We start from the raw sequence: 23,186 nt of genomic DNA, 5'->3' as shown, positions 1-23,186 counted from the left end.
CTTTATTTGCCGCACTCGTCGCCCAACTGAACCTTTTGCGTCGCATAATAATGAAGGGACGCGCGCTGTAACACCAATCAACACATGGTTAAGGGAGGCGTCTTCGTGGCTGTTCAGATGACACTGCGTGGTTTTGTAATTTTGAAGATACAGGCGCGTCCGTTATCCTGAAGGCCGTTGATTTGTTATTAAATACCTTAGCTACCAACGCCGTTTGAGATGCCGTGTCTAACGTCAGCGTCAATCAGGCAGTTTAGGTCGATTTGATAGGGGAGGGTTTCCGGCTCATCGCATGGATGTGAATTTCATGGGTGTCGTGCGCTGCACGAAAGCGGTGATGCCATACATACGCGCAGCGCACTCGGGCCACGTCATCACAATCTCATCCGTAGGCGGCCTTGTGGGTCAGCCGTTCAACGAGATCTACTGCGCCGCAAAATTCGCCGTTGAGGGGTACACTGAAGCTCTGGCCAGCTATGTCACGCCCAATTTCGGCATCCATTTCTCGACGGTTGAACCGGGCGGCATTCAATCCGAATTTGCCGCCAGTGTGCTGAAACATATCGAGGCCACGGGTGGGATGCTTGAGGATGAGTATCTGCCCATTCTCCAGAAGTACATCGGCGGCGCGCAGGCGCGAATGGATGGCAGCGATATCTATCAAACCTCGGAACAAGTGGCATCCGTTGTCATGGGCGTGGTTGACGCCTCTGATCCGCCGATCCGCATTCGCACCTCAAACTGGGGTGAGGAGTTTACACGCCTGAAAACCGAAGCTGACCCGGACGGCAAAAAGCAACAGGCAGCCGTGATTGAGCAATTCTTAAGCTGAGAGCCTATTGGTGCGATGTTGCTCGGAATGTGGCAGCCTTGCTTCGGTTGCCGCAGATTTCCATGCTGCACCACCGGCGACGTCCGCTTTTTGAGATGTCGCAGAACACCAGTACGCATCGATCATTCGCGCATTCTCTGAGGGGTTGTGCCATTAAGTTCGAGCTGTGGCACTTGGCATGTACACCGAGGAAAAGCTCGGTGTCAGACGACGACGGGGTCGAAAACGGGCGCGGGGATCGCGAACACTGATGCCGAAGGCTCTGAGGCCCGGCGAACGCTGGTCGCTGGACTTCCTGTCCGACACGTTCGGGGCATCCCGTCGGTTCCGCATCTTAGGCGGTGAACGATGATTGCTGCCGCGAGAACCTGTGTCTGATGGCTGATACCAGCATCTCAGGGGCTCGGGTTGCGCGCGAACTGGACGCGCTTGTCCGGCTCTATGGCAAGCCGGTCAGCATTGTCAGTGACAATGGAACCGAGTTCACCAGCCGAGCCATCCTGAAATGGGCCAACGATAACGGGGCGACTGGCACTACATTGATCCAGGTAAACCACAGCAGAATGCCTTCATCGAGTCATTCAACGGCAGCTTGCGGGATGAACTTCTGAACGCCGAGATGTTCGATAGTCTGGATGATGCCCGCCGCAAATTGGCGCTCTGGCGATACGGCTACAACAACGTCAGACCGCACTCATCTCTCGGAAACCAAACGCCCGCAGAAGCGCGCCGTACGCTTGAGCAATTTGAGGGCTCCGCGCCCGGCGCGCTTGCCCAAACTGACGACGAAGAATATGAAAATCAGACCCGCAGACTCTCGTTATAAATGAGAGAGCCTCGGGGGGCAGGTCACTTTCTATGCGGTCCCTTTCCTTCTTCTAGCTGTTATTCCTGTTGGCTTGCACGTCGCCTTCATTGCGCTCGTGGTATTCCTTTTGGTGTTTATTTTCTTGTCCCGGGCATTTGGCATACAATGGATGCTGCAAGGGCCAACTCACGCCTGGACTCTGCCCATTTCTGCAGCTCGCTGAGCTCACCACCTGACGCACAAGCGATTGCTGAAACAACTCAACAGGCTCAGATCTTTGTAAAAACCTTCTTAATCCCCATCTGCAATCCCGTCTGCGCGCGCTCTGGCCCGGCGTGCGCGGTAGCTGGGCAGTAGTACCAGAAGGACGGCGATCAGAAGCAGACCCAAAGTCATCGGGCGTTCCCAGATGAAGCCGATACCATCATAGAGCTGCATGGAGCGCGCGAAGTTGTCCTCCATCATCCCGCCGAGGATGAAACCGATCAGCAGCGGTGCCAGGGGATAATCCGCAAACTTTAACGCTGTTGCGCAAACCCCGAATCCGACCAGTATCAGTAGCTCGGTGGCGTTATTCTGGCCGATGTAAGCCCCCATCAGGGTGAAGAACAGGATAAACGGGATCAGAAAGTTGCGCGGAACGGCAAGTACTTTGGCGATGTAAGGGATCAGCGGCAGATTCAGGATCAACAGAACGAGGTTGCCGATGAACATTGACATGATCACCGCCCAGAAGATCTGAGGCTCGTCCACCATCAGGCGCGGGCCAGGCGTGACATTCAGGGCGATCAGCGCACCCAGCAGGATGGCCGTGGTGCCGGATCCGGGAATACCCAAAGTCAGCAGCGGAACAAAAGACCCGGTACACGCAGCGTTGTTGGCGGCCTCAGGTGCGGCAAGACCTTTGATCGAGCCTTTGCCAAACTCTTCCTGTTCCTCCTTCGGAGCGATATTGCGTTCCACCGCATAGCCAAGGAAGCTGGCAATTGTCGCACCCGCCCCCGGCAGCACTCCGATAAAAAAGCCTTGCGCGGACTGGCGACCGACAACCGGAGCGATTGCTTTCGCTTCATCCCTTGAGATGCGCAGGTCCTTGATATCACCGTCATCGCCTTTCAGATCCTTGGGTTTCAGGACAAGAAACAAGGCCTCTGGCAGCGCGAACATCGCCATTGCCAGTGTGATGAAGCCGAAGCCCGATTGCAGGTCCATGATACCCATGGTGAAGCGCGGCAGGTTGAACAAAGCGCCTTCGCCAACAGTCGCCATAATCAGGCCCAGTATGGTCATGATCAACGCCTTAGCGACCTGCCCCGAACCCGCGAAGGCCGCGATGGCCGAGAGGCCCACGACCATCAGCGCGAAATACTCGGCGGAATGAAACAGCAAAGCAACGGAAGACAAAGCTGGCGCAAACACCATAAGCAGGATCGCACCCAAGGTACCACCGGCGAAACTGGCAATAGCGGCGATCGTCAGCGCCTTGCCAGCCTTTCCTTGCTGCGCCATAGGATAGCCATCAAAGCTTGAGGCCACAGTGCCTGCGACCCCCGGCGCGTTGAGCAGGATGGACGAGGTTGATCCCCCGAAAATCGCGCCATAGTAGACGCCCGCCAGCAGGATCAGCGCAGCCGAGGGATCACCCATTGAAATTGCAACCGGGATCATGATCGCAATGATCGACATCGGGCCAAGCCCCGGCAGCATACCGATAAACGTGCCGATCAGACACCCGGCCACAACCATAAGTAGATTTTGGAGAGAGAATGCCGTTTGCAGGCCAATGAGCAGTCCTTCGAGCATTTCAGCCTCCGAAAATGCCCGGCAGCGGGCGCATGTAAATTCCAAGAACTTCCTGAACCAGATACCAAACGAACCCGGCGGCAATCAGGGCGACGGGCACCATGACGTGCCACTTGCGCTCACCCAGAATGTAGGACCCGATGATCAAGAAGGCTGAGGTGGCGATCAGAAAGCCAACCGGGCGCAGACACAGTGCGTAAACGACCATCAACACCAGCAGCGCAATCGCCTGACCCAAATGGTACTCACCCAGACGGCGGTAATCGATATCCGCCTCTTTCAACTTGCTTTCTTCAAGTCCCAACAGGATGATTGCCGAAGCAATGATCCCCAGTATGGACAGAACCTTGGGGAAGGTACTCGGCCAAATGGGGTTCCTTTGCATAAAAGGGGGCAGGCTGCCGTCCATCGTAAACCAGGCCGCATAACCGTAGGTTAGGCAAATTCCCAGCAGAACAAGCGCGATCCAGCGATCCAGCGCCATGGTGTCCCCTCCCATTTCGGTTTGTGTTTTGGGGCAGAGCGGTGAACCGCTCTGCCGATGGTGCCTTTAGAGAAAGCCAAGTTTCTTCATCAGATCGCTGATCTGCTTTTCCTGATCTTCAAGGAACGATTCGAAATCAGCGCCCGAGTTGTGAATGTTCACCCAGCCGTTGCGGGCTCGCACTTCTTCCCATTCGGGGGTGTCATACATCTTTGTAATGGCTTCCTGGTAGGCCACCAATTTGTCTTCGGGCAGACCCGGAGCTCCGAAGAACCCACGCCAGTTGACGAAAGTGGTATCGATGCCCTGCTCTTTCATGGTCTGCGCATCAGGGGCCGCATCCACGCGTTCCTCTGCGGTAACACCAATAATCTTCACCTCACCCTGATTGGCCAGATCGACAGCTTCCGAGAAGCCCGTCGACAAGGCGGCAATCTCGCCAGACAGCAGGGCCGCCATGGCTTTGCCACCGGCATCGTAGGGGATGTACTTGACGCTCAGCGCGTCTTTGCCAGCCGCTTCCATCACCATGGCTGCAACCAGATGGTCCATGCCGCCCGGAACCGAACCGCCACCGATCGCGGTCGCACCCGGATCGGCGTCAAATGCGGCCAACAGATCATCCATCGAGTTGATCGGGCTGTCCTTGCCAACCACGATCGCCGCATAGTCCCCGATAGTTCCCGACACCAGGGTCAGATCACGGAAATTATGCGGGAACACACCGGTCAGCGAGCGGATCACGATTGGCGTCGAGTTAACCATCAGCGTGCCGTGGTTGCTTTCGGCGTTTTCAATCAGAAAGCCGATGGCCTTACCGCCACCGCCGCCAGACATGTTTTCGTAAGATGCGGTTCCGACGAGACCTGCATTCGTCAACGCCTCTCCGGTGCCACGTGCAGTTCCATCCCAGCCGCCGCCGGCACCACCGGGGATAAGAAAGTGGATGCTGTCAACCACCTGCTCTTCGGACAGTGCAGGTCCGGTTAGACCAATAGCAGCCACGACCGCGATCAGGGCGCGACGGCCCAGTTTGAGTGTTGTCATAATATCCTCCCTAAACCAGCACTATCAACGTAGCTGGTTGTTCGTTTGTGAACTGTAGAAGATAAACCTGTCACGAACCTGTCGATCACTGAGTTCGATCCGAGAATGTGCCGATGGGGCAGCTGAAACATATCCCTATCTGCCTGCGCGTCAAAGAAGGAAATCTCCGGATTGAGGTCGTTAAAGACCTTCTCACCGTGGCTCTTTCGCGTTCCGGGTTTCGGCCTCATCTCCACTCCTTGGTGCTTACGATGTGCCGGAGACCCTCTCTTAACAAATCAGCCTAAGCTGTCCCATTGGCGCTGACGTCAGACACCGAGCTACGGCTGGACCGCGGATTTTGAACAGCTACAATCCGTTTCGAACTGGTAACCCCGGAACCTGAGTTGCGGCTGGACCGCGGATTTTGAACAGCTACAATTGCCAAACTTCGCGCAAGATGACCCCGAGGGTTGCGGCTGGACCGCGGATTTTGAACAGCTACAATCGCCCGCGTCTCTCCCCGTCGCCGGGGCCGTTGCGGCTGGACCGCGGATTTTGAACAGCTACAATCGAGCTCCTGAAAATCAACCTGCTCGGCGTGTTGCGGCTGGACCGCGGATTTTGAACAGCTACAATCTTCAGTATTCCGCCGCCTCGGCCAGCCCGGTTGCGGCTGGACCGCGGATTTTGAACAGCTACAATATCCTCGAACGGGACGATGAAATGCAACAGGTTGCGGCTGGACCGCGGATTTTGAACAGCTACAATGGGCATTGACGGCGGCGTTTCGCGCTGCTGGTTGCGGCTGGACCGCGGATTTTGAACAGCTACAATGTCTTCGGGCTGGGCAGGTTCTTTCTGCTTGTTGCGGCTGGACCGCGGATTTTGAACAGCTACAATCGGTGGAAACACCGATCACTCAGCGGGCCTGTTGCGGCTGGACCGCGGATTTTGAACAGCTACAATACCGCCAGCAATGCGCGCCGCCCTGGTCTAGTTGCGGCTGGACCGCGGATTTTGAACAGCTACAATTTCGAGGAGGCCATAGCAAGATCGGCTGCAGTTGCGGCTGGACCGCGGATTTTGAACAGCTACAATCAAGCTCCAGATTGGCAGCTTCATACGCGTTGCGGCTGGACCGCGGATTTTGAACAGCTACAATAACCGGATATTCGATCAACGTGAATGTGTCGTTGCGGCTGGACCGCGGATTTTGAACAGCTACAATGAGAGAAATCAGAACTGGGTCGTAGTTCTGTTGCGGCTGGACCGCGGATTTTGAACAGCTACAATGATTACGTTAACACACCGAACGTTTCGATAGTTGCGGCTGGACCGCGGATTTTGAACAGCTACAATGAACGGGTACTTCAAGAAGTTCCGGCATATGTTGCGGCTGGACCGCGGATTTTGAACAGCTACAATGTAAACAGAATCTTGCGAATTCAATTCAAGTTGCGGCTGGACCGCGGATTTTGAACAGCTACAATAGATGCTGGGATAACATTCTGTAATTGCAGGACTTAATCCCGCATCTGTTGTGGTTATAACAAGCGAATCGCATCAGAACATCACCAGTTGCTCGGGGTTTTTCCTCGGGCCTTTGCGGCCCTGGTCCGAGAAATGGATAATATCGCGATATTGGCGGTCTGTGAAGTTCAGCACCTGCACATCACCCGAATCCGGCAGGTTCCGCTCGATCCGGCGGACGCGGGTCGAGAAAGCCTCTTTGCCGTTCACGAAGCGGGCATAGACCGAAAACTGGCTGCGTTCGAACCCCTCATCCAGCAGGAAATTGCGGAAATCCGTCGCCGCCTTGCGTTGCGGTTTGGTATCGGTGGGCAGGTCGAACATCACAAGTATCCACATCAATCTGTATCCTGAAAGTACGGCACGGTCGGCGCTCATGTTCCCAGCCCCGCCAGTGTCAAAGGGTCCGGGGGCTGTGGCAGGGCGAGGTCCAGCTTGCCGGTCTCAAAGCTCTGGCCCAAGGATGTCGCCAGTTTCATCAGCGCGACGGATACCGGGGTCACACCGTCGCCCAGCGGCAGGTCGGTGGCGATCAGGCGAGCCAGCGTTTGCTTGGCGGCGCTGTCGACCTCGGGACCGTGCTGCTGGCTGATCGAGCGTACGGCGCAATCGACCAGCGGCCGAAAGGGTTCGACCAGATCATCGGCCAGCGCAAAGGCATTGCCCCGGTTCGAATGAAACAAACCAATTGTCGGGTGCAGCCCCGCCGCCGACACCGCCCGGGCCGTGGCCGCGCGCAGAACGGTATAGCCGTAATTCAGCAAGGCGTTCTCATCCCCCTGCCCCGCGTCCCGCCGGAACTCGGGGCCCATCATGCGCGGCCAGTAATAGCGGGCGGCCTGCGCCTCGATATTGGTGCCGTCGCCCGAGGTGATTTTGCGTACCATCATGTGCAGCGGGGCCGGAGCTTCTCCGATCGCGTCCAGCGCAGCGGCCTGCATGGTGACCTTGGCGGCGACGATCCGTTTCCATGCCTGTTTCAGCAGTGGCGTCTTCGCCGTCCATTGCGCCCGCATCCGCGCGCCTTGGACATGGTGGCCTTCGATGGGCAACAGAACCGACCGGGGCGCGTGATTGGCAGCGCAGAGAACGACGGGGGCGCCGCGCTCGCCCAGTTCGACCATCAGCGAGGTTGACCACGTTGTACCATGGGCATGCACGATGACCGCGGCGATCTGATCCAGCGGCACGCGCCCGACCTCGGCCCCGTCTTCCGAGACTTTCAGGAAACCGCGGTCGCGCGACAGATGGCGACCGTCGGTCGCAATATCAATAATCTGGTCCAAATCCAGAAATCCGGTAATAAACGAATCAGTAATATGCTGATTTTATTGCCAATTGCGGGATTCGCAAAATCAGGTCGTGGGGCCCGGGTCGCTCAGGCGGCCCATTTCATCCACGTAAACCCGGCGCGCCCTGGCTTTGATCAGGGGACCGGCACCCATTTGGATGAAGCGGAAATCATCTTCCTTGTCGCGATGTCGCGCATCGGCATTCGCCTCGGTGTGAGGGGCAATGAACAGCCCATTTGCAGGATCAAGTTTCTGCACATAGCCGGTGATAACCTCCCCGTCGCGCTCCACCCGGATCATATCTCGTTTGAAAATCCGCAGCAGACGTTTGGCGGCCGGATGCGGTTTCTTGTCCAGACAAGGCTGGTGCGCTTCGAAGGTGGTAATGACCTGCGCCTTGACCTTGCCATCAGGCAAACGCCAGATCTCATAGCACTGGTTGCTGTCGCCCTTGTAAGCCTTGAACGGTTTACCGTTCGGACCGCTGACTTCGATCCGGGCGCTGGGTTGCAGGGACTCCTCCATCCGCACGCGCCTGATCCCGAAATAGGGGTTCTCGGTTCCATCGGGCAGCCTGTGCGTCGCGGCAAAGGCGGCAAGGGCAGCCTCGAATGCCTTGCCCTCCAGCCCACGGGTGACACGGGCCAGATGCCGCTGCAGGTCAGCGTCGCGGATATTTGCCCCGCGGGTTGTCTGCTCGATGTCCTTGGGGCTGAGCGCAGACAAAGGTTTGCGGCTGACAACGCTATCCCCATCGGCCAGACCATAGGCGGTGTCGTTGTGCAGCCGCCCCGCGGTACTGTCGCGCCCGGCCTTGCGGGCGCTTGGGTCGATGCGCCCGTGATCGGCGCGGTGGCTGACTGTGATGCGGGCGATCTGCGCTGCCACATCGGCGCGGAACCCCTCCCACGGGGGCGGGGTCGAGCGGGCCTGATCCTCAAGCCCCTCGGTCTCTTCGCGGTGATGGGCGGTGGCGATGCGCTTGATCAGCCCACGGTCGGTCGCGGCGATCACGGCGGCGTCGATGGCGTGGTGCCGGTGATCGGTGCGGTTCTTGGCCTTGACGGTCTGCTGGTCGCTGTCGGTCAGACTTTCAATACCGTTGAGCCCCCAATGACGGCGCAGGGTTTCGGTGAGCTTGCCGGGCACCACCCAGACATGGCTTCTGTGATCCCCGCCATCATAGAGCGCCTCAAGATAGCTACGCGCGATCCGCGACAGGTATTGGGTATCCTTCAGGGCACGGGCCGAGAAATCGTTCTCACCCTCGAACCGCTCCATCGCGTCGGGGGCAAAGCGCCAGGCCCGGTTGTCGGGCAGGTTCTTGAGGTTGGCGGCGATCTTGTCCCATTGCGGGGTGTCGCCCCAGGCTTCCCACGGGGTTTGGTTGGTCTTGGCGCGATTGGCTTCGCGCAGGCACAGGGTCTTGTTCGAGAAACTGTCATCCAGCGTGCGCGAATAGGGCAGGATGTGGTCCACGTCGCAGGAGCCGTCGAACAGCATCCCGGGGCTGATCTGCCTGCCGGTATAGGGGCACTTCCGCTTCATCACGTCGTCGTTCAAAGATTCCCAGAGACGCAGGATCATGCGGTTGGCACCGGTATCGCGTTGTTCCAACTCCTCAACCAATTTCTTACCCCGCGCAATCGCGGCATCGGTGTTCTTCTTGATATCGCGCTGCACCTCGCGCTTCTGATCCTCGGACAGTTTCAGATCGCGCGCCAGTTCTACCACGATCTCATCCGGCTTGCCGTAGACGGTGATGATCCGGTTCACCAGCCACCGCAACTGGTTCAGTCCGATATGCACCGTCGGATTGGTGATGCGGCCATAGCGGGTGATCTCGTCGTCGGTTTCGTCGTAACTGCCGGGGATCACATGACGGTCGAGGATTTCGCCGTAATAGGGCAAGGCATCCAGCACCTCGCCCGAGCGCCCGTCGGAATGGTGCCAGCCACAGGCCGCAACGGCGGCGCTATAGGGGATCACGTCACCCTCGAGCGCGGCCAGAATGCGCCGGGTCGCGGTTTCACCCAACCGGCCATAGCCTTCAGGTAACGGCGCATGGGCGGTCGCCTCGGCATGGTCGCGGTCCAGCCGGTGGTGCTGCATCAACCAATCGACCAGCGCGGCGTGATCCTGATCGCTCTGCACTGCGCGAATGCGTTGGATCAGGTCCCATTGCGCGGCCCCGTCCAGCGCCGACCACCCTGCCCCGAACCGATCAGGGTTCGACAGGCTGGCGCGCACCGGGTCACAGGCGATGGCGTCACGGTTGGCGGTCTCAAGCGTAAAGCTCTGATCCGGGCGCAGCCGGATGACCTTGCCCAGGGCCTTCAGCTTCATCGACATGCCGGACAGCGATTTGGTGTGTTTCTTGTTGTCCAGCGCGTGCACGATCTGATCGCGTTCCTCGCGGGTCAGAGGCCGCGCGGCCTCACCCCGGGCCGTCACCCGCAGGGCGTTCACCGTTTCCAGCAGAATGCGTCGCTGGTTCAGCGGATGCGCGCTGGGGATGCGGCGTTCCTCGGTGAATAGGCACAGCCCGACCTCAGGCGTTTTCAGGGGGCGCTGATGAAAGATGATGGTGGCGATCTGGTCGCGCAGATCATCTGTCAGAACATCCGGGTTATGCGCGGCCTGCGCGGCCCACAGCTTTTCGAACTCGTCAGACAGATGCCGCCGGTCGGGGTAGAAGTCATACCCGGCCTCTTCCTTTTCGGACAGGTCACGCTTGGCGACGCTCAGCCGGGCGCGCACGGTGGGCACCTTGCGGGGATCGGGCGCGGCGGCGCGGCGCATGTGCAGGAACTCGCCATAGGTCCGGGCGCGTCTGGCCATCATCGCCTGATCCAGACGCGCGGTGGCGTCCTTGATCTTGCCGCTTTCATTGTCGCCGCGGTCGGTTTTCCGGTTCGATTTGAAGCCCCGCCGCTGGTTGAGGTGAAACAGCGCCCGCCCGAAATGGGTCAGCGGCAGCGCCCGATCCAACCCTTCGGCCCGCAGCGCATAGGGGTCGAGCGCCTCCAGCTCTTTCGCCTCGGCCGGATCGCGGGGCATCAACCCGACCTCGGCCATCCGCTTCATCAAGGCCGCCTTGCGGCGCAGAAACCGGTCCCGCCTGCGCCGCTGCGCCCGCGCCGCCCGCCGGTCCACCGCCAGCGAGGCCCCCGATTTCGGATCGCGCCCATCCGAAAAGATGCGCACCCCTCCGTCGATGACCGAGGTAATTGCCCCCGCTTCGGTTTCGTACAGAAACCAACCAATTGAATTTGTTCCGATATCAAGACCTAAGCGCATAAAATAATCCTTCCGATCCAGCAGATCGTTTCACGGAAACTGCTGCGCTACAGCTCAAATTGACACTTGTGTTTTGAACCAGACCAGAGGTAGTCTCAGCCTTGTTCAAAATCCGCGGTCGAGCCGTTAACAAGCATTCGATTGCACCACATTTAAACGCAGGCTACGGCCTGCGTTTTACATTCTGCCTCCACGATAACAATCTCTGCCCGTTCTCCGAAACCGGCCATGAACCGCCCAATGCTCTGACGATAAACGCCACAGTAAACTGGGCGAAGATACGGAAATTGTGCCCGGCACCCAAGGCCCGGACCAAAGCCAAGAGTCTCCTTCCAAATCGCGCGTCCGGGCTATACATCCAAACTATGAATGCGACCCCCTCTGCCACAGGCACCCATATTCTGATCGACCACTTCGGTGGCGCAAGCCTGACCGACACGCCCCGGATCGAGCGTGCGCTGCGCGACGCTGCGCTGGCGGCCGGGGCCACCATTCTGTCGGGCAGCTTTCACACCTTCGGAGGACATGGCGGCGTGACCGGAGTGTTGCTGCTGGCCGAGTCCCATATCTCGATCCACACATGGCCTGAACAGGGCTATGCCGCCATCGACATCTTCATGTGCGGCAATGCCCGACCCGAGCGCGCCGCGGCCAGTCTGAAAGCCAGCCTGAAGCCTGCGCGCATCAAGATCACACGGGTCGACCGCGGGCTAACGGAACCAATAGTCCCAGCCGTCTAGATAATACCCGATCAGAGCATGTGATTGCAGCGTGTTCGGGTCCGCCGAGACCCGATCCGTATCCGCGCCGAACACTTGCACGGCCCGCCAGACCTCCGGGCTCAGATATTGCAGCCCATCGGGCAGCGCGATGTCCCGGTTCCTGAGTGGCTCGACCGAGGCCAGAACAAACCCCCACTCGCCAAAGCTGGGCACATAGCTGTGATAGGGCCGCGCATGAAGCCCCTGCCCCGGCTGCTGCGGATTGCGGCTGGCCTCGATCGTTTCAACCACTGACCAGAAGGCCTGTCGTGCAAAGAACGGTGATCCGGCTTGAGTCACGAACACCCCCTGCCCGCTTAGCCGTTCCGCCAGCAAACCGTAGAACTGCCGCGTATAGAGCCGCGACAGCGCAACCGATTTCGGATCTGGCAGGTCGATGATCGCAACGTCGTAGATTTGGCGGTTCCGTTCGAGGAATTTCCACGCATCCTCGTTGACAATCGTCACCTTTGGGTCCCGCAGCGCCCCATCGTTCAAAGCAGCCAGGTCGGCGCGATCGCGAAACAGCTGGGTCACGCGCGGGTCCAGATCAACCAACGTCACGGTTTCGACCTCGGGGTATTTCAGCACCTCGCGTGCGGCCATACCATCGCCGCCGCCGAGGATCAGGATAGTGGCGCGACGCGGGGCCAGCGCCATTGCCGGATGCACCAGAGGTTCGTGATAGCGGTGTTCATCCAGCGTGTCGAACTGGATGGAATGGTCCAGAAACAGGCGCACCCGGTCGCGATAGCGGGTCACGGTGATCTGCTGATAAGGCGTTGCCTCGGTCAGGATGATGTCATCTTCGAATAGCTCTGCCTCGGCGACCGAGACCAGACGCTCGGACTGCCACAACGCGCCAAGGGTCAGAACAAAGGCCAGCGCCCAGACCGCCACCTGCACCCGGGTCGCCCATTCGCGAAACACCACCAGCGAGAACCCGGCCACCGCAAGGTTCAACGCCCCGAAGGTAAGGCTGGCCGACATCAGGCCCAGATGCGGGATCACCAGCAGCGGAAAGGCCAGCGAGGCGACCAGAGCGCCCACATAATCGACGCTCAGCACGTTTTCGAACCGGAATTTCAGCGCACCGATCTGTTCCAGAACGCGGGCGATCAGCGGAATTTCCATGCCCGACAGAATGCCGATGGCAATCAGCGCCGCATAAAGCGGCAAGGCCACCTGCCCCATCCACGCATAGTTCAGAAACAACACCGGGGCCATGAACCCACCGACGATCCCCAGCAGGATCTGCGCCCAGACAAAGCCGGAAAACGCATCGCCCACAAAACGCGACAGCCAGGCCCCTACCCCCATCGCCGACAGGAAGATCCCGATCACCAGCGAGAACTGACGCACGGAATCCCCCAGCAGATAGCTGGACAGCGTGGCGGCGATCAACTCATAGATCAGACCTGCAACAGCGACCAGAAACGTCGCGGTCAGCAGCCACGCAGCGCGGGCTTCGACCGCACGGGCTTGGGTCATGACAGGATGACAGCCGCGATGATGATCGACACCGCCACAAACAGCAGCCCGATCAGGATCGCCAGGGCGACGTTCTGGTCCTTCTCGATCTCGCGCACGACCGAGAACGGTGTCATCCAGTCGATCACCTTCCAGACCACCCACATCAGGGTGACGCCCAGAAAGGTGTAGAAGATGGTGCTTATGATCTCTGCAATTTGAATTGCTGCTATGTAATCCATTGATTTCTCTTTATTTTACTCGATTTGACTGATAGTATCCGCCGCCGCCGCTGCCGACCCGGACAGAGGTATCCAGATCGCGGCTTTCAGCCCCATATCCCTGCCACGAGACATAGCCGGTTGCCGCGATCGCTGCGGTCGAGATGACAATGAAAACAACCCTGAACAGCGTCATGTCAGTCCTCGTCCACCCAATCCGTGCCCGACCACCGGGCCTTGTGATGCAGCCACTTACGCCCGAATTGATACAGGAACAACAACCCGAACAGCCCGCCCAACATCAAGGCCCAGATCCCGCTGGACAGATGCGAACGGACATTGACCGTCAGCCTGTTGAACGGTCGGTTCGGGACATGCCCGACCCCTGCTCCTCTCCAGAGGCCCTGTTCCGGGATCTCCAGCGCCAGCGTATAGTCTCCGGTCTTCTCGGGTCGGAAGCGCAGGCTTGCGCGGCCGTTTCCCTCGCGCCACGTCCCGTCGGCATCGCGGCCCGAATACGCCTCGATCGTGCGACCTGCCAGAAAAACCGGTTCACCTTCGGGATCAAGCAGTTCGAGGTCCAGATAGGCCCAGCTGTTTGTAACATCCCCATCGAAGGATATCTGTGTCAGCTGGCTGTCCGCCACCAAGGGTATGGTCATCTCGACCGGCAGGTCATCTGCCCGGATGATTTCGCCGTAAATGACGGAATGACCGGATCGCAGGCTCAGCGCAGACGCCATCAGCAGACAGGCAATCGAAAAGACCAGCGACGCAAACAGCAGGAAGTTGAAATTGGGACCGGCTACAAATGGCTGCAGCGGATGGACACGATAGGGTTTCAAACTCAGCGAGACACCAAAGGCCGCCTCCGCCTGCTCTGTCGGGACATAGACCGAGCGATAGGTTTCACGCTCGGACCCGTTGGTGGAAAACCCGAGCATCGCCGTATCCGACATCGCCGAAACCGTGGTGGTTCGCGCGCCAAGCTCCGGGTGCCAGGGGAACTCACCCTCGACATAGGTGATCGAACCGGTTGTGGTCTCGTAGTATTTAAATCTGCCATCCTCGGTGGTGACGGACGGAGGGGTCTCGGCGGTTTCGACCCAGAGCTCGGATATCCAACCCCTGCCGCGATAGCGCCGCGAGAACGTCAGATGCCCCGCCTCGAGCGTCAGCCAGGCATAACCATGGGTCGGAGAATAAAGCTGATGATCGATCCAGGTGTAAAACCGCCCACCCCAACGCTCGGAATGCTCGATCAGACCAATGACGGTGAACCGAACATCAAACAAAGAGCCGGTCATCCCGATCGAGAACGGTGTATGCGGGCGCTTTTGATCCTTGAACTGACGCAGCATTCGGTAATTGTCCTGCGCATCCAGCTCGGCCCCGCAATAGGGGCAGATCTGCACAACCACCCTGCCCCCGCCCAGCACATCAAGGCCCGCACCGCAGCTGGCGCAATTGATCGACAGAAGTTCAGGATTTCGGGTCATGTCCGGTGTGCGACCTTCACGTTAAACGGGTCGTACCAGCGGCCAAAGAACCAAAGTGCATTTCCGTCCCAGAATTCGCCGGACAACAGGGCGTCGTCTCCTGCCGACGCGTTCATGAAGGTATGCGTCTCGCCAACCTGCAGCACTTCGTCGAACTGACCGCGCAACGCGACACATTGGGCGGTTTCAACCTCGGTGACCGTAAAGTCCGACGCGTCGAATGGCAGGGTCTGGCCTATTTCGAACGGGGGTGCAAACCCGGGCACCGTATCGCCCCGCAACCGCACCTGCCGCACAACATCGCCCTCATCCACGGAGATCCAGCAGGTCTGACCGGCATCATCCATGCCGCAGAACTCGTCCCAAAATCCACGCCCATAGGAATAGCGCGCGTGACCCAGAATGGTGGTCGAAGTTCGGCCAAGCACGACCTGATCGCCCAGCCCGAACAAAAGCGGCGCGTCGTGCATTTCGCCCTGCTGGCCCGCCGATTCAAGCCGGGCATCACGCAGCATCAGCGTTGTCCCGCAAGATCGGCAGGTCGCCACCTTGATGTGCTTGGACAAAAGCGGGCATTTGGTACCGCAATTCGGGCAGTTCATGTCTGTCATGCGGCCAACTTGCCAAACGGTTCGGAAAGCACAAGCCGCGATTGCCACGGGCGATGTTGACAGCTGTCAACTGTGCTGTGGGCGCACTGGGCTCGGCTGATGTTGACAGCTGTCAACTCAGGCAGCCGCACGGTTGGCCCCGTTCAGCAGCGCCATCACCATCGGCCCCGGAGAGAACGCACCCATAGCCGCCTTGCCCGCAAGCGTCCGAAGATAGCCACCGGGGCTGTTGATCTCGGTGAACCGTTGCAAGATGCAGGCCACCGTTACCGCAGCAACTTCCGGCCCCATCAAATCTCTGGCTTCCTGCCAGGCTGGCAGGCTAATCCCCATCATTCCGCGCACATAACCTGCAGCAACGATCAGATCGTGCCAGTCTTCGGGTTCCCGCTCGCAGTAAGGCAGGATATCGGGACATGCCTTCAGGATCAGCGCCAATGGCACCCGAGGCAGGGGCCGATCAGGATCGGGTTCGACAGAGCCCTCGGTTTCGCCCTTGTCCATTCTTGGGCAAAGTTCAGATTCAAGTGTATCTGGTTTTGAATTCTGAAACTGCCGCTCGGAATCGCTGTCATTGCCGCTCATTTCTTCTGTATCCAACGACAACAGAGACTGGATATCCCCAAGGATATGCACTGTCTCAGATTCAAGAACCGACAGATCCTCTAGGGTCAGCTTGCGGCGCATCCGCTTGTGAACGGTCATCAACGCGGCCAGAAGGGCATCCCAGTCGCCGGGCAGGGCGGTTTCCTGACCATAGAGCGCCAGTTTCAACGCATCGCGCTTAAGCAGCGACAGCCGCTCGCGCGCGGCGGCCAGAAGGGCCTGATCGGCGCGGGCTTGCTTTGCGGCTTCCGCGATCTGTGCAGCGTTGTGCAGCAACGGGCGCAGGTCAAAGCCGAACGCCCGAGCAATCTCTCCGTCGGTGCCACGGCGGGCATAACGCTTGCCATTGGGGCTGTCATGGCGCGCGATCAGCCCCGCATGTACCAGGGCCGCCAGATGCCGGCGCAAGGTGCTTTCCGCCATACCATGGGCACGCTCAGACAGCGCCACGTTCGAGGGGAAGACGATCAGGTTGTCATTGTCCGAAAGCGCCGCGTTGGGATGGAAAGAGGCCAGCGCATTCAGCACCGCCAGATCCCGGTCCGTCACCTCGAAGGCGCGCCGTGCGGTGCACAGATCGCGCAACAGCTCCCATTTGTCGATATGCGTGACCTCGGGTGCGGTCTGCATCGCCACAACCTGTTCAATCAGGCCAGCCGTCACCGGCCGCCGCCCGAAAGGCGTCGTTGTAATGTGTTCCATATGCTGTCACGAGACAAAACTTTTTCACCCGCCGGACTCGACGCCAGTTGACAACCGTCAACTCAAAGCCATAGAATCGGAGGTGCTAAATCACCAATTCAGGCCTCTTGGAACTTCGGTTCTGAGGGGTCTTTTCTTTCCGTCCTGCCTGTTTCGTGCCTCCTTGTCGCTGCTCCACGATTATCCCGCCTGCGCGGGGTTACTCATCCCGACCGGTTTTCCAGCGGTGATGAAGATCTGCGATATTTTCGGCCAGCCAGTCCTCGAACCCTTTGGCCGTTTTGGTGTTCAGCGTCAGCACGGCCTTGGTGCCGCTGCGCCGCATCTGACCCAGCGCCGTCCCATCCGCACCCCGCAGCGGCACATCAGCGCGCGGGGCAGGGGGTTTGCGGGGGGTGAGTGCGATCAGAACTGCCTCGAACCTTGCATCTGACGTTTCACCCTGCGCCGCTTCGATCGCGCGCTGCACCTGACTTTTAGGCAGCAAATCGGCCAGTTTCAGCCAGCGGTCACGCCCAACCGATGGCGCGGCCCCGATGGCCTGTATCAGCGCCTCGGGTATGCGGTCGGATACGGAAATCATGCGCGATATCAAAGTCTTATCTACATGCAGTGCATCGCCGATCACCTTGCGGTCATAGCCCATATCCTGCATCTGGCGGGCGAAATTAACCTTCTCGATAAAGCTCAGGTCGCGCCGGGCCGAGTTCTCCTGCCCCTGCGCCAGGATCACCGCGCGGTCATCCAGCACCCGGATCAAGGCCTTGACCGGCAGGCCAAGCTCGCGCAGCGCAGCCACCCGGCGACGGCCATAGACCACCTGAAAACGTTCGGCGTCATTGGGGTTCGGGCGCAGCAAGACCGGCACCTGTTGGCCGTATTCACGGATCGATGTGACCAGCTCTGCCAGCCCAGCATTTTCCTCTAGCCGGTCCTGCAAGCCACCCTGATCGATCATACGCGGATCAATCTCTTGCACCGCCCGCGATTTCAGATCGGAAATCGACTGGCTGACCGCCCCGATCGCACCCGACCCATAGCGCGGCTTGGCCACGTCAACGCGGGCGGGGGCCTCATCAGCCGGCGGGGCAGGGGGGGCGTCCATCAACCCCTTGAGCAGGTTCTTACGCGCCATTCGTCCGCCCCCAAGCTGCTTGCACCAGTCCTTCAATCTCGCCATTCACCGCGTTCAGGCTTTCCATCGCGCGCTCGTAGGTGGCGCGGGTGAACTGGCCCTTTTCCACCTCGTATAGAGTCTGTTTGGTGATGCCGGCATCGGAAATCGCCGTGGATTTCAGCACCGGATGGTTCAGCACGTGATCGCCGAACATCGAGCGCATGAAGCTGACCATCTGGTTCTGCGGCCCATCGCCGGGTTCATACCGCGTCACCACATAGCGCAGCCAGTCATAGGACATATTGCCCCCGGCTTCGCTGACCACGCCCAGCAGGTTCGAGGTCATCAGCAGGAACTGACACATCGACATCACATCCAGCATCTGCGGATGAACCGTCACCAGCACGGCGGTGGCCGCAGACAGGGCCGACATGGTCAGAAACCCCAGCTGCGGCGGGCAATCGACGACAACCACATCATACTCCTGTTCGACCGAGGCCAGCGCGTCGCCGATCCTTGTGAAAAACAGGTTACCGTCTCGTTGCGTGAGCGCACGGGGGGTGTCGTGTTCGAATTCCATCAGGTCCAGATTGCCGGGAATCAGGTCCAGATTGGTGAAATAAGTCTGCTGAATCACCTCGCGCAGTGGCACCGGATCATCATAGCGGATCGCGTCATAGAGCGTGCCGCCATCCAGCAGGTCGAATTCCGGCTGAAATCCGTGCAGCGCCGACAAGCTGGCCTGCGGGTCCAGATCGATGGCCAGCACCTTATAGCCATCCAGCGCCATCTTCTGCGCCAAATGCGCGGCCGTGGTGGTCTTGCCCGAGCCGCCCTTGAAGTTGATGACGGTGATCACCTGCAGATGGTCCCCGTCGCGCCGCCCCGGCAGATAGGTTCCGGGCGCTTTGGCCCCGGCCTCGAGCAGTTCCCGCAGGGCCTGAATATCTTCGGGCGAGTAATAGCGGCGGCCTCCGGCACGAGTCTCGGGCGAGGGGCCCCGCCCATCCAGATGCAGTTTGCGCAAATAGGCATCCTTGACGCCCAGCAGATCTGCGGCCTCTCCTGAGGTGAACTTGCGCAGCGACCGTTTCGCGTCGGGCGGAAACAGCTGCGCGCGATGCGCCTGCAGCCGTTCGGACAGCCGCCGGGCGTGATCACCCACCAGCAAGTCAATCCGTTCCTGCCTATGGCCTGCCTGTTGCGCCCCTGATAGGGTGGCGCTGGCGGTTGCATGGTCCATGTCTGCCCTCATTCGGCGCCGCATTGTTACGCTTGCTGCCGTTTTATTCACTACTTTCCGTAATTAATGGGCCAATAACCCCGATTCTTGCAAGTGTTTTTTCCATATCCTGTGGCAGGGGCGGGCTGTACCACAAGGCTCAAGGGCTTGACTTGGCCTGTCAGTATGACCAAGTATGACCAAGGAGGCCCGCTATGACCATCAAGACAACACTCAGCTTTACCGACAGGCACCACCGGTTCCTCAAGGAAAAGGTAGGCGAGGGCGTTTATGCTTCGGCATCTGCCGCCGTCGCCGCAGCGGTCGAGCGGATGATCGAAGACGAGCAGGCCCGTGAGGTCGCTCTGGACGCCATGGCCGAGGAGCTGCGCCGCCGCGCGGCCACACCGCGTTCGGAATTTGTCGACCATGAGGATGTCTTCCGGCCCGCCTTGCGCCGATTGGACCGCGAGGGGTGAGCTATCGCCTGCGCTACCACCCTTCGGTGGCTGACGACCTGCTGACCATTGCCGAACTGATCGAGGACTATGCCGGTCCGCAGGTTGCCCGCCGCAAGCTGGCCGAAATCGCCGAAGCCGCACAAAGCCTGCGCGCGCTGCCTCATCGCGGCACCAAGCGCGATCACATTCTGCCCGGCCTGCGCGCGATTCCCGCCGCCCGCCGCGCCGTCATCGCCTTTACCGTGGATGACACCGCGCAAGAGGTCTACGTCATGGCGATCACCTATGGCGGGGCTGATTGGATCGGCCGCGCGAGCCTGCGGCAGAGTTGATACATCACCCGAGCAGGTCTGCCGCCGGGTTTTCGGCGATATCGACGTCGTCGTAATACTTCTGCGCCTGTGCGAGAGAGCGATGCAGCGACAGGCGCATGGCGGCCTGAATCGGAGCACCGTCCAGCGCGGCCTGGGTCAGAAAGCCCGAGCGCAGCCCGTGGGGCGAGGCAAAATCTGGCGGCAACCCGGCCAGTTTCAGGCGGTGTTTGACGATCTGCGCAATCGCATCCGGGGAGAGGGAGCGTTTCAATACGCGATCCGCCTTGGAGATCGGACGGAATAGCGCACCGTCGGTGATCTTCGCCACCTCGATCCAATGCACCAGCGCCTGCGCCGCGCGGCCCTTGAGCACCAAACGAGGCGTCTCGCCCTTGCTCGTGGTCTTGGTCTCCAGCAGCGACAGCCAGACGACGCCGCTTTTGTCGAACTCTTTCAGCGAGACATCTTCGCGCCGCAGCCCGGTGATCTCGGACCGGCGGCGGCCCCCGCTGGCCCAGCCCAGCATCAGGATAGCCCGGTCGCGGCAATCCCGGTGCGAGCCACGACATGTCGCCAGCAGCTGCTCGAGAATGTCGCGCGTGATCGGATGGGCGGATTTCGGGGCAGGGGTCCGGGCCGCGGCCCGACGGGCCTTGGATCGGGCCTGTTTCACCTGAGGCGCATCAAACGGGCTGGGCAGGTTTTTCATCCGATGAAACGCCAGCCAGGACGCAATACGCCGGTCGAGTGTCGAGGGCGCAGGGCAAGCCAGCGACTTGCGCAGCCCCTTGACGATCAGTCTCTCCGCCGCCTTTCGGGCCACGTCCTCGGGTGGCGCACCACCCAGATCGCGGGTATGATCGAGAATGAACGCCAGCGCTGTGGTTTCCGTCTCGGGCCAGTCCAGCACCGCGCCAAAGCGCGCTGTTTTCCAGGCCGAAATATAGAGCAGGTCCCGCTCATAGGCGCGCAGCGTATTCGCCGGGGTTCCGCGGATGTAGAGATCGGTCAGCGCCTCCTGATCCTCGGCGGAGAGGGCAGGGAAGGGACCGGGAAGATATGGCGCAGGAGGCTTCATAGGGGTCATTCTGACCGCATTTTGTGGTGAAATCAATCATACATGATAAGGGATACTTATCGAGAATAAAGGGAAAAACAAGATCTCGACTCAATAGTGCGCAAAATGAATATATTGTGCGCAATATTATGACTACACCCCCGAATACATTTAAAAGATACATGCCAGACTGCATGACAAGCCTTCGCGAACCAGACTCGCCCTAGCCGCACTAATGCAAATCGTCAAAACTCTACGACAGATCCCATCGCTTCAACTTGGCGCGCCGCCGAAAAGAACCGACCGCTATTGGCCGCGATGACACCTGCACCCCTGAATGTTATCATCGGCAATCAGTATAGTGCGTCGATGACTCTCGCCAATGCGCGGTTGATGGCTCCGCGTTAGATGTGCGAGCGCGCCACGCATTGTATCTGGATTTGATCTTGTGTGCTGTTGGCTTCAGCCATCTTATTCAGACAGAGTGCCGTCCCCTCGGCCAGCGGAGCATTCAGAAGCCCAATGCTGTCCTTGCAGGGGATACCTATTTGCGGATGGGTAAAGGTGTCCGTGAATCCAGCGACCTCGTCTACTTTCGGAAGCAAATTGGCGACGCGGATATAGAGTGAGTTGGTGCCTAGCTTAAAGCTCACGCATAAAAATCCAAAACCTCAAAGAAATTAGGCGAATGAAATAGCGTCGCGTTTTCTATGGTCAGGATATCCATACCGAGGTGGGAAAATTCAGCTATGTGCCTTGATTTTGACAAAGTAAGTCGATGACAAAGATACCGCGTTGGTTGAAAACCAAGTCAAAACACTACTGTAGAATGCAGATTTTATGAGGGAATAATGGCTAAGAAGAGCGAGTCTAAGGCTTCAGAGAAGACAACTAATCCCAATGGAGAAAACCCAGAAATAATGAAGCAGATCGCCGAGGTTAGAACACGAATCCGCGAGACCTTTGGCAAAGTGGTCATGGCTATGATGGGCCTGCCTCGATATCGAAACCAAACGATCGCTGATCTACAGCACCTTGTGCTGGAACCTCTCATTCGTGACCGTGTTTCGATTGCGTATCCAGCTGAACAAAAAGAAAACCCCCTGACAGATGTCGCTGGCATGGCAATCTGGGCGAGTGTTTCTGAAGAAGTTGACGCCAAAATTCGCGAACAGATCAAAGCGGGAGTATTCCCGGTTCGTCTGAGTGCAGATGAATGGAACAGCGGTGACATCAACTGGTTGCTCGACGTGATTGCTCCGGATCAAATGACCACAGCGAAAGTCATCGCCAACTTCAAGCAAGTGGTTAAAGATGGAGATCTTCGCCTGCATCCGATCGTTGCACGTCTCTTAGACAAGGAGACCCTTGCCAAACTGGGTGCATCGCCGCAGACAACAGAAGAAGCGGCGGCGGAAAACGTCGAGTGAAACTGCTCACCCTCATTCTGGCGATCGTGGCTTTTGCCCTGAGCGGTTGCGCCAAAAAGGCGGACTGGCATCAGAAAATGGTGCTGTACTTTGACACGCCCGACGGCCCAATGACCGCGTCGAGCGTCATCCGAGTGGATTTCACCGGCGCGATTGAGTGGGCCGGCGATCTTGACCATGATCATACAGAGTTGACAGGTGAAGCGGTAGTTGCCGATCTCGGTGGCAGGTTTTTGTTCGCGTTGCTCGACGAAGGCGCAGGCAGGATGATTGTACGCATTCTGCCTCCTGACCAAAAGGGACGGTCATTCAAAAGCTCTATTCGCTGGATCAAAAGACAGACCGAGCCCTTGGAGGTGCCAAAGAAGCTTTGGCCGCGAATGGTTACGTTTAAAGACATCAATGATCCGACATCTATACAATTGGTGAATCCTGAAAACCTCAATGAGAGTTTCGGCCCAGGGTATCGACTTCGCCAAGTTACAATTCAGACCACGAAAGAACCGATCACCAGCGGACGAATTGAGGCCGTATTTAGTTGGTGGAACGACTTAGAGACGCCGATCGGGGGGCCGCGTAGGCCATTTGCAGATCCTCTGTATGCGATTGGGAAATGGGATTTTATTAAAGGTTAAGT

The 23,186-nt window shown here is 58.9% G+C and carries 22 protein-coding genes, 1 pseudogene and 1 CRISPR repeat array; of the genes and pseudogenes, 7 read left to right on the top strand and 16 right to left on the bottom strand.

Annotated elements, in window-relative coordinates; genetic code table 11:
* Positions 1-292 precede the first annotated feature (292 nt).
* Positions 293-832, top strand: coding sequence for an SDR family NAD(P)-dependent oxidoreductase (locus ACR1XV_RS19870; RefSeq protein WP_480534555.1), 540 nt, complete (start codon positions 293-295; stop codon positions 830-832).
* A 4-nt stretch (positions 833-836) separates the two neighbouring features.
* Here the strand turns inward: ACR1XV_RS19870 and ACR1XV_RS19865 are convergent, their stop codons facing one another.
* Positions 837-986 (bottom strand): CGNR zinc finger domain-containing protein, encoded by a 150-nt coding sequence (locus ACR1XV_RS19865; RefSeq protein ID WP_480534553.1) that lies wholly within the window; start codon positions 984-986, stop codon positions 837-839.
* A gap of 24 nt (positions 987-1,010) precedes the next feature.
* On the opposite strand from ACR1XV_RS19865, the pseudogene ACR1XV_RS19860 reads away from it, so the two are divergent.
* Positions 1,011-1,658, top strand: a pseudogene (locus tag ACR1XV_RS19860) (integrase core domain-containing protein); the annotation flags it as partial.
* Between the two features lie 273 nt (positions 1,659-1,931).
* Here the strand turns inward: ACR1XV_RS19860 and ACR1XV_RS19855 are convergent.
* From ACR1XV_RS19855 to cas9, 6 genes are all read right to left on the bottom strand, one after another.
* Positions 1,932-3,443 carry a tripartite tricarboxylate transporter permease gene (locus tag ACR1XV_RS19855; protein ID WP_480534550.1) on the bottom strand — a complete coding sequence of 504 codons (1,512 nt, stop codon included), beginning with the start codon at positions 3,441-3,443 and terminating at the stop codon, positions 1,932-1,934.
* A gap of 1 nt (position 3,444) precedes the next feature.
* Entirely contained in the window at positions 3,445-3,927 is a 483-nt protein-coding gene (locus tag ACR1XV_RS19850) for a tripartite tricarboxylate transporter TctB family protein (RefSeq protein ID WP_480534548.1), read from the bottom strand.
* A gap of 66 nt (positions 3,928-3,993) precedes the next feature.
* The gene (locus tag ACR1XV_RS19845; protein WP_480534546.1) at positions 3,994-4,974 is read right to left on the bottom strand and encodes a tripartite tricarboxylate transporter substrate binding protein; all 981 of its coding nucleotides are present in this window, start codon (positions 4,972-4,974) and stop codon (positions 3,994-3,996) included.
* A 319-nt stretch (positions 4,975-5,293) separates the two neighbouring features.
* Positions 5,294-6,446: a CRISPR direct-repeat array (repeat unit 36 nt; unit sequence GTTGCGGCTGGACCGCGGATTTTGAACAGCTACAAT).
* A 73-nt stretch (positions 6,447-6,519) separates the two neighbouring features.
* Positions 6,520-6,825: a CRISPR-associated endonuclease Cas2 gene (gene cas2 / locus ACR1XV_RS19840; protein WP_480534557.1), complete on the bottom strand. Its 306-nt coding sequence runs from the start codon at positions 6,823-6,825 to the stop codon at positions 6,520-6,522.
* Positions 6,826-6,860: 35 nt separating this feature from the next.
* Positions 6,861-7,772: a type II CRISPR-associated endonuclease Cas1 gene (gene cas1, locus ACR1XV_RS19835; protein WP_480534544.1), complete on the bottom strand. Its 912-nt coding sequence runs from the start codon at positions 7,770-7,772 to the stop codon at positions 6,861-6,863.
* 69 nt (positions 7,773-7,841) lie between these two features.
* On the bottom strand, positions 7,842-11,078 hold the full coding sequence (gene cas9 / locus ACR1XV_RS19830; protein ID WP_480534542.1) for a type II CRISPR RNA-guided endonuclease Cas9: 3,237 nt from the start codon (positions 11,076-11,078) through the stop codon (positions 7,842-7,844).
* A gap of 365 nt (positions 11,079-11,443) precedes the next feature.
* Here cas9 and speD point away from each other — a divergent pair, with 365 nt between their 5' ends.
* Positions 11,444-11,818 (top strand): adenosylmethionine decarboxylase, encoded by a 375-nt coding sequence (speD, locus tag ACR1XV_RS19825; protein WP_480534540.1) that lies wholly within the window; start codon positions 11,444-11,446, stop codon positions 11,816-11,818.
* On the opposite strand, the gene ACR1XV_RS19820 is transcribed toward speD, so the two are convergent.
* The 8 genes from ACR1XV_RS19820 to repA all read right to left on the bottom strand — a co-directional run bounded on the left by ACR1XV_RS19820 (position 11,789) and on the right by repA (position 19,308).
* Positions 11,789-13,330 carry a polyamine aminopropyltransferase gene (locus ACR1XV_RS19820; protein WP_480534538.1) on the bottom strand — a complete coding sequence of 514 codons (1,542 nt, stop codon included), beginning with the start codon at positions 13,328-13,330 and terminating at the stop codon, positions 11,789-11,791. The genes speD and ACR1XV_RS19820 overlap by 30 nt on opposite strands.
* Positions 13,327-13,551, bottom strand: coding sequence for a DUF350 domain-containing protein (locus ACR1XV_RS19815; RefSeq protein ID WP_480534536.1), 225 nt, complete (start codon positions 13,549-13,551; stop codon positions 13,327-13,329). Before ACR1XV_RS19815 ends, ACR1XV_RS19820 begins: the two co-directional genes overlap by 4 nt.
* A 10-nt stretch (positions 13,552-13,561) precedes the next feature.
* Complete coding sequence (locus ACR1XV_RS19810; RefSeq protein WP_480534534.1) at positions 13,562-13,726, bottom strand: hypothetical protein; 165 nt, start codon at positions 13,724-13,726, stop codon at positions 13,562-13,564.
* A gap of 1 nt (position 13,727) precedes the next feature.
* The gene (locus tag ACR1XV_RS19805) at positions 13,728-15,029 is read right to left on the bottom strand and encodes a DUF4178 domain-containing protein (RefSeq protein WP_480534532.1); all 1,302 of its coding nucleotides are present in this window, start codon (positions 15,027-15,029) and stop codon (positions 13,728-13,730) included.
* Positions 15,026-15,544 (bottom strand): DUF4178 domain-containing protein, encoded by a 519-nt coding sequence (locus ACR1XV_RS19800; RefSeq protein ID WP_480534530.1) that lies wholly within the window; start codon positions 15,542-15,544, stop codon positions 15,026-15,028. Before ACR1XV_RS19800 ends, ACR1XV_RS19805 begins: the two co-directional genes overlap by 4 nt.
* A gap of 213 nt (positions 15,545-15,757) precedes the next feature.
* On the bottom strand, positions 15,758-16,948 hold the full coding sequence (repC, locus tag ACR1XV_RS19795; RefSeq protein WP_480534528.1) for a plasmid replication protein RepC: 1,191 nt from the start codon (positions 16,946-16,948) through the stop codon (positions 15,758-15,760).
* Positions 16,949-17,147: 199 nt separating this feature from the next.
* Positions 17,148-18,083, bottom strand: a complete 936-nt coding sequence (gene repB, locus ACR1XV_RS19790; RefSeq protein ID WP_480534526.1) for a plasmid partitioning protein RepB — start codon at positions 18,081-18,083, stop codon at positions 17,148-17,150.
* Positions 18,073-19,308 carry a plasmid partitioning protein RepA gene (gene repA, locus ACR1XV_RS19785; protein WP_480534524.1) on the bottom strand — a complete coding sequence of 412 codons (1,236 nt, stop codon included), beginning with the start codon at positions 19,306-19,308 and terminating at the stop codon, positions 18,073-18,075. The genes repB and repA overlap by 11 nt, the downstream gene beginning before the upstream one ends.
* Positions 19,309-19,502: 194 nt before the next feature.
* On the opposite strand from repA, the gene ACR1XV_RS19780 reads away from it, so the two are divergent.
* Positions 19,503-19,766, top strand: a complete 264-nt coding sequence (locus ACR1XV_RS19780) for a hypothetical protein (RefSeq protein WP_480534522.1) — start codon at positions 19,503-19,505, stop codon at positions 19,764-19,766.
* Positions 19,763-20,080, top strand: a complete 318-nt coding sequence (locus ACR1XV_RS19775) for a type II toxin-antitoxin system RelE/ParE family toxin (RefSeq protein ID WP_480534520.1) — start codon at positions 19,763-19,765, stop codon at positions 20,078-20,080. The genes ACR1XV_RS19780 and ACR1XV_RS19775 overlap by 4 nt, the downstream gene beginning before the upstream one ends.
* Positions 20,081-20,084: 4 nt before the next feature.
* Here the strand turns inward: ACR1XV_RS19775 and ACR1XV_RS19770 are convergent, their stop codons facing one another.
* A complete protein-coding gene (locus ACR1XV_RS19770; protein ID WP_480534518.1) occupies positions 20,085-21,140 on the bottom strand; it encodes a tyrosine-type recombinase/integrase in 1,056 nt (351 codons plus the stop codon).
* An 830-nt stretch (positions 21,141-21,970) separates the two neighbouring features.
* Between ACR1XV_RS19770 and ACR1XV_RS19765 the strand changes: the two genes are divergently transcribed.
* Both ACR1XV_RS19765 and ACR1XV_RS19760 read left to right on the top strand, forming a co-directional pair.
* On the top strand, positions 21,971-22,549 hold the full coding sequence (locus ACR1XV_RS19765) for a toxin-activating lysine-acyltransferase (RefSeq protein WP_480534516.1): 579 nt from the start codon (positions 21,971-21,973) through the stop codon (positions 22,547-22,549).
* Positions 22,546-23,184 carry a hypothetical protein gene (locus ACR1XV_RS19760; RefSeq protein WP_480534514.1) on the top strand — a complete coding sequence of 213 codons (639 nt, stop codon included), beginning with the start codon at positions 22,546-22,548 and terminating at the stop codon, positions 23,182-23,184. Before ACR1XV_RS19765 ends, ACR1XV_RS19760 begins: the two co-directional genes overlap by 4 nt.
* Positions 23,185-23,186 lie beyond the last annotated feature (2 nt).

Source organism: Ruegeria sp. AD2(2025) (assembly GCF_056542385.1).
The sequence above is the reverse complement of the archived record's forward strand: the minus strand, read 5'-3'. Positions and strand labels throughout refer to the sequence as shown.

What these genes read in the sequence shown, in the direction of transcription:
- repC (WP_480534528.1), bottom strand. Translation starts at nt 16,948, where the DNA reads ATGGAACACATTACAACGACGCCTTTCGGGCGGCGGCCGGTGACGGCT.
- ACR1XV_RS19815 (WP_480534536.1), bottom strand. Translation starts at nt 13,551, where the DNA reads ATGGATTACATAGCAGCAATTCAAATTGCAGAGATCATAAGCACCATC.
- ACR1XV_RS19810 (WP_480534534.1), bottom strand. Translation starts at nt 13,726, where the DNA reads ATGACGCTGTTCAGGGTTGTTTTCATTGTCATCTCGACCGCAGCGATC.
- ACR1XV_RS19855 (WP_480534550.1), bottom strand. Translation starts at nt 3,443, where the DNA reads ATGCTCGAAGGACTGCTCATTGGCCTGCAAACGGCATTCTCTCTCCAA.
- ACR1XV_RS19845 (WP_480534546.1), bottom strand. Translation starts at nt 4,974, where the DNA reads ATGACAACACTCAAACTGGGCCGTCGCGCCCTGATCGCGGTCGTGGCT.
- ACR1XV_RS19770 (WP_480534518.1), bottom strand. Translation starts at nt 21,140, where the DNA reads ATGAAGCCTCCTGCGCCATATCTTCCCGGTCCCTTCCCTGCCCTCTCC.
- cas9 (WP_480534542.1), bottom strand. Translation starts at nt 11,078, where the DNA reads ATGCGCTTAGGTCTTGATATCGGAACAAATTCAATTGGTTGGTTTCTG.
- ACR1XV_RS19870 (WP_480534555.1), top strand. Translation starts at nt 293, where the DNA reads ATGGATGTGAATTTCATGGGTGTCGTGCGCTGCACGAAAGCGGTGATG.
- repA (WP_480534524.1), bottom strand. Translation starts at nt 19,308, where the DNA reads ATGGACCATGCAACCGCCAGCGCCACCCTATCAGGGGCGCAACAGGCA.
- speD (WP_480534540.1), top strand. Translation starts at nt 11,444, where the DNA reads ATGAATGCGACCCCCTCTGCCACAGGCACCCATATTCTGATCGACCAC.
- ACR1XV_RS19780 (WP_480534522.1), top strand. Translation starts at nt 19,503, where the DNA reads ATGACCATCAAGACAACACTCAGCTTTACCGACAGGCACCACCGGTTC.
- ACR1XV_RS19820 (WP_480534538.1), bottom strand. Translation starts at nt 13,330, where the DNA reads ATGACCCAAGCCCGTGCGGTCGAAGCCCGCGCTGCGTGGCTGCTGACC.
- ACR1XV_RS19865 (WP_480534553.1), bottom strand. Translation starts at nt 986, where the DNA reads ATGGCACAACCCCTCAGAGAATGCGCGAATGATCGATGCGTACTGGTG.
- ACR1XV_RS19850 (WP_480534548.1), bottom strand. Translation starts at nt 3,927, where the DNA reads ATGGCGCTGGATCGCTGGATCGCGCTTGTTCTGCTGGGAATTTGCCTA.
- repB (WP_480534526.1), bottom strand. Translation starts at nt 18,083, where the DNA reads ATGGCGCGTAAGAACCTGCTCAAGGGGTTGATGGACGCCCCCCCTGCC.
- ACR1XV_RS19805 (WP_480534532.1), bottom strand. Translation starts at nt 15,029, where the DNA reads ATGACCCGAAATCCTGAACTTCTGTCGATCAATTGCGCCAGCTGCGGT.
- ACR1XV_RS19765 (WP_480534516.1), top strand. Translation starts at nt 21,971, where the DNA reads ATGGCTAAGAAGAGCGAGTCTAAGGCTTCAGAGAAGACAACTAATCCC.
- cas2 (WP_480534557.1), bottom strand. Translation starts at nt 6,825, where the DNA reads ATGTGGATACTTGTGATGTTCGACCTGCCCACCGATACCAAACCGCAA.
- ACR1XV_RS19800 (WP_480534530.1), bottom strand. Translation starts at nt 15,544, where the DNA reads ATGCTGCGTGATGCCCGGCTTGAATCGGCGGGCCAGCAGGGCGAAATG.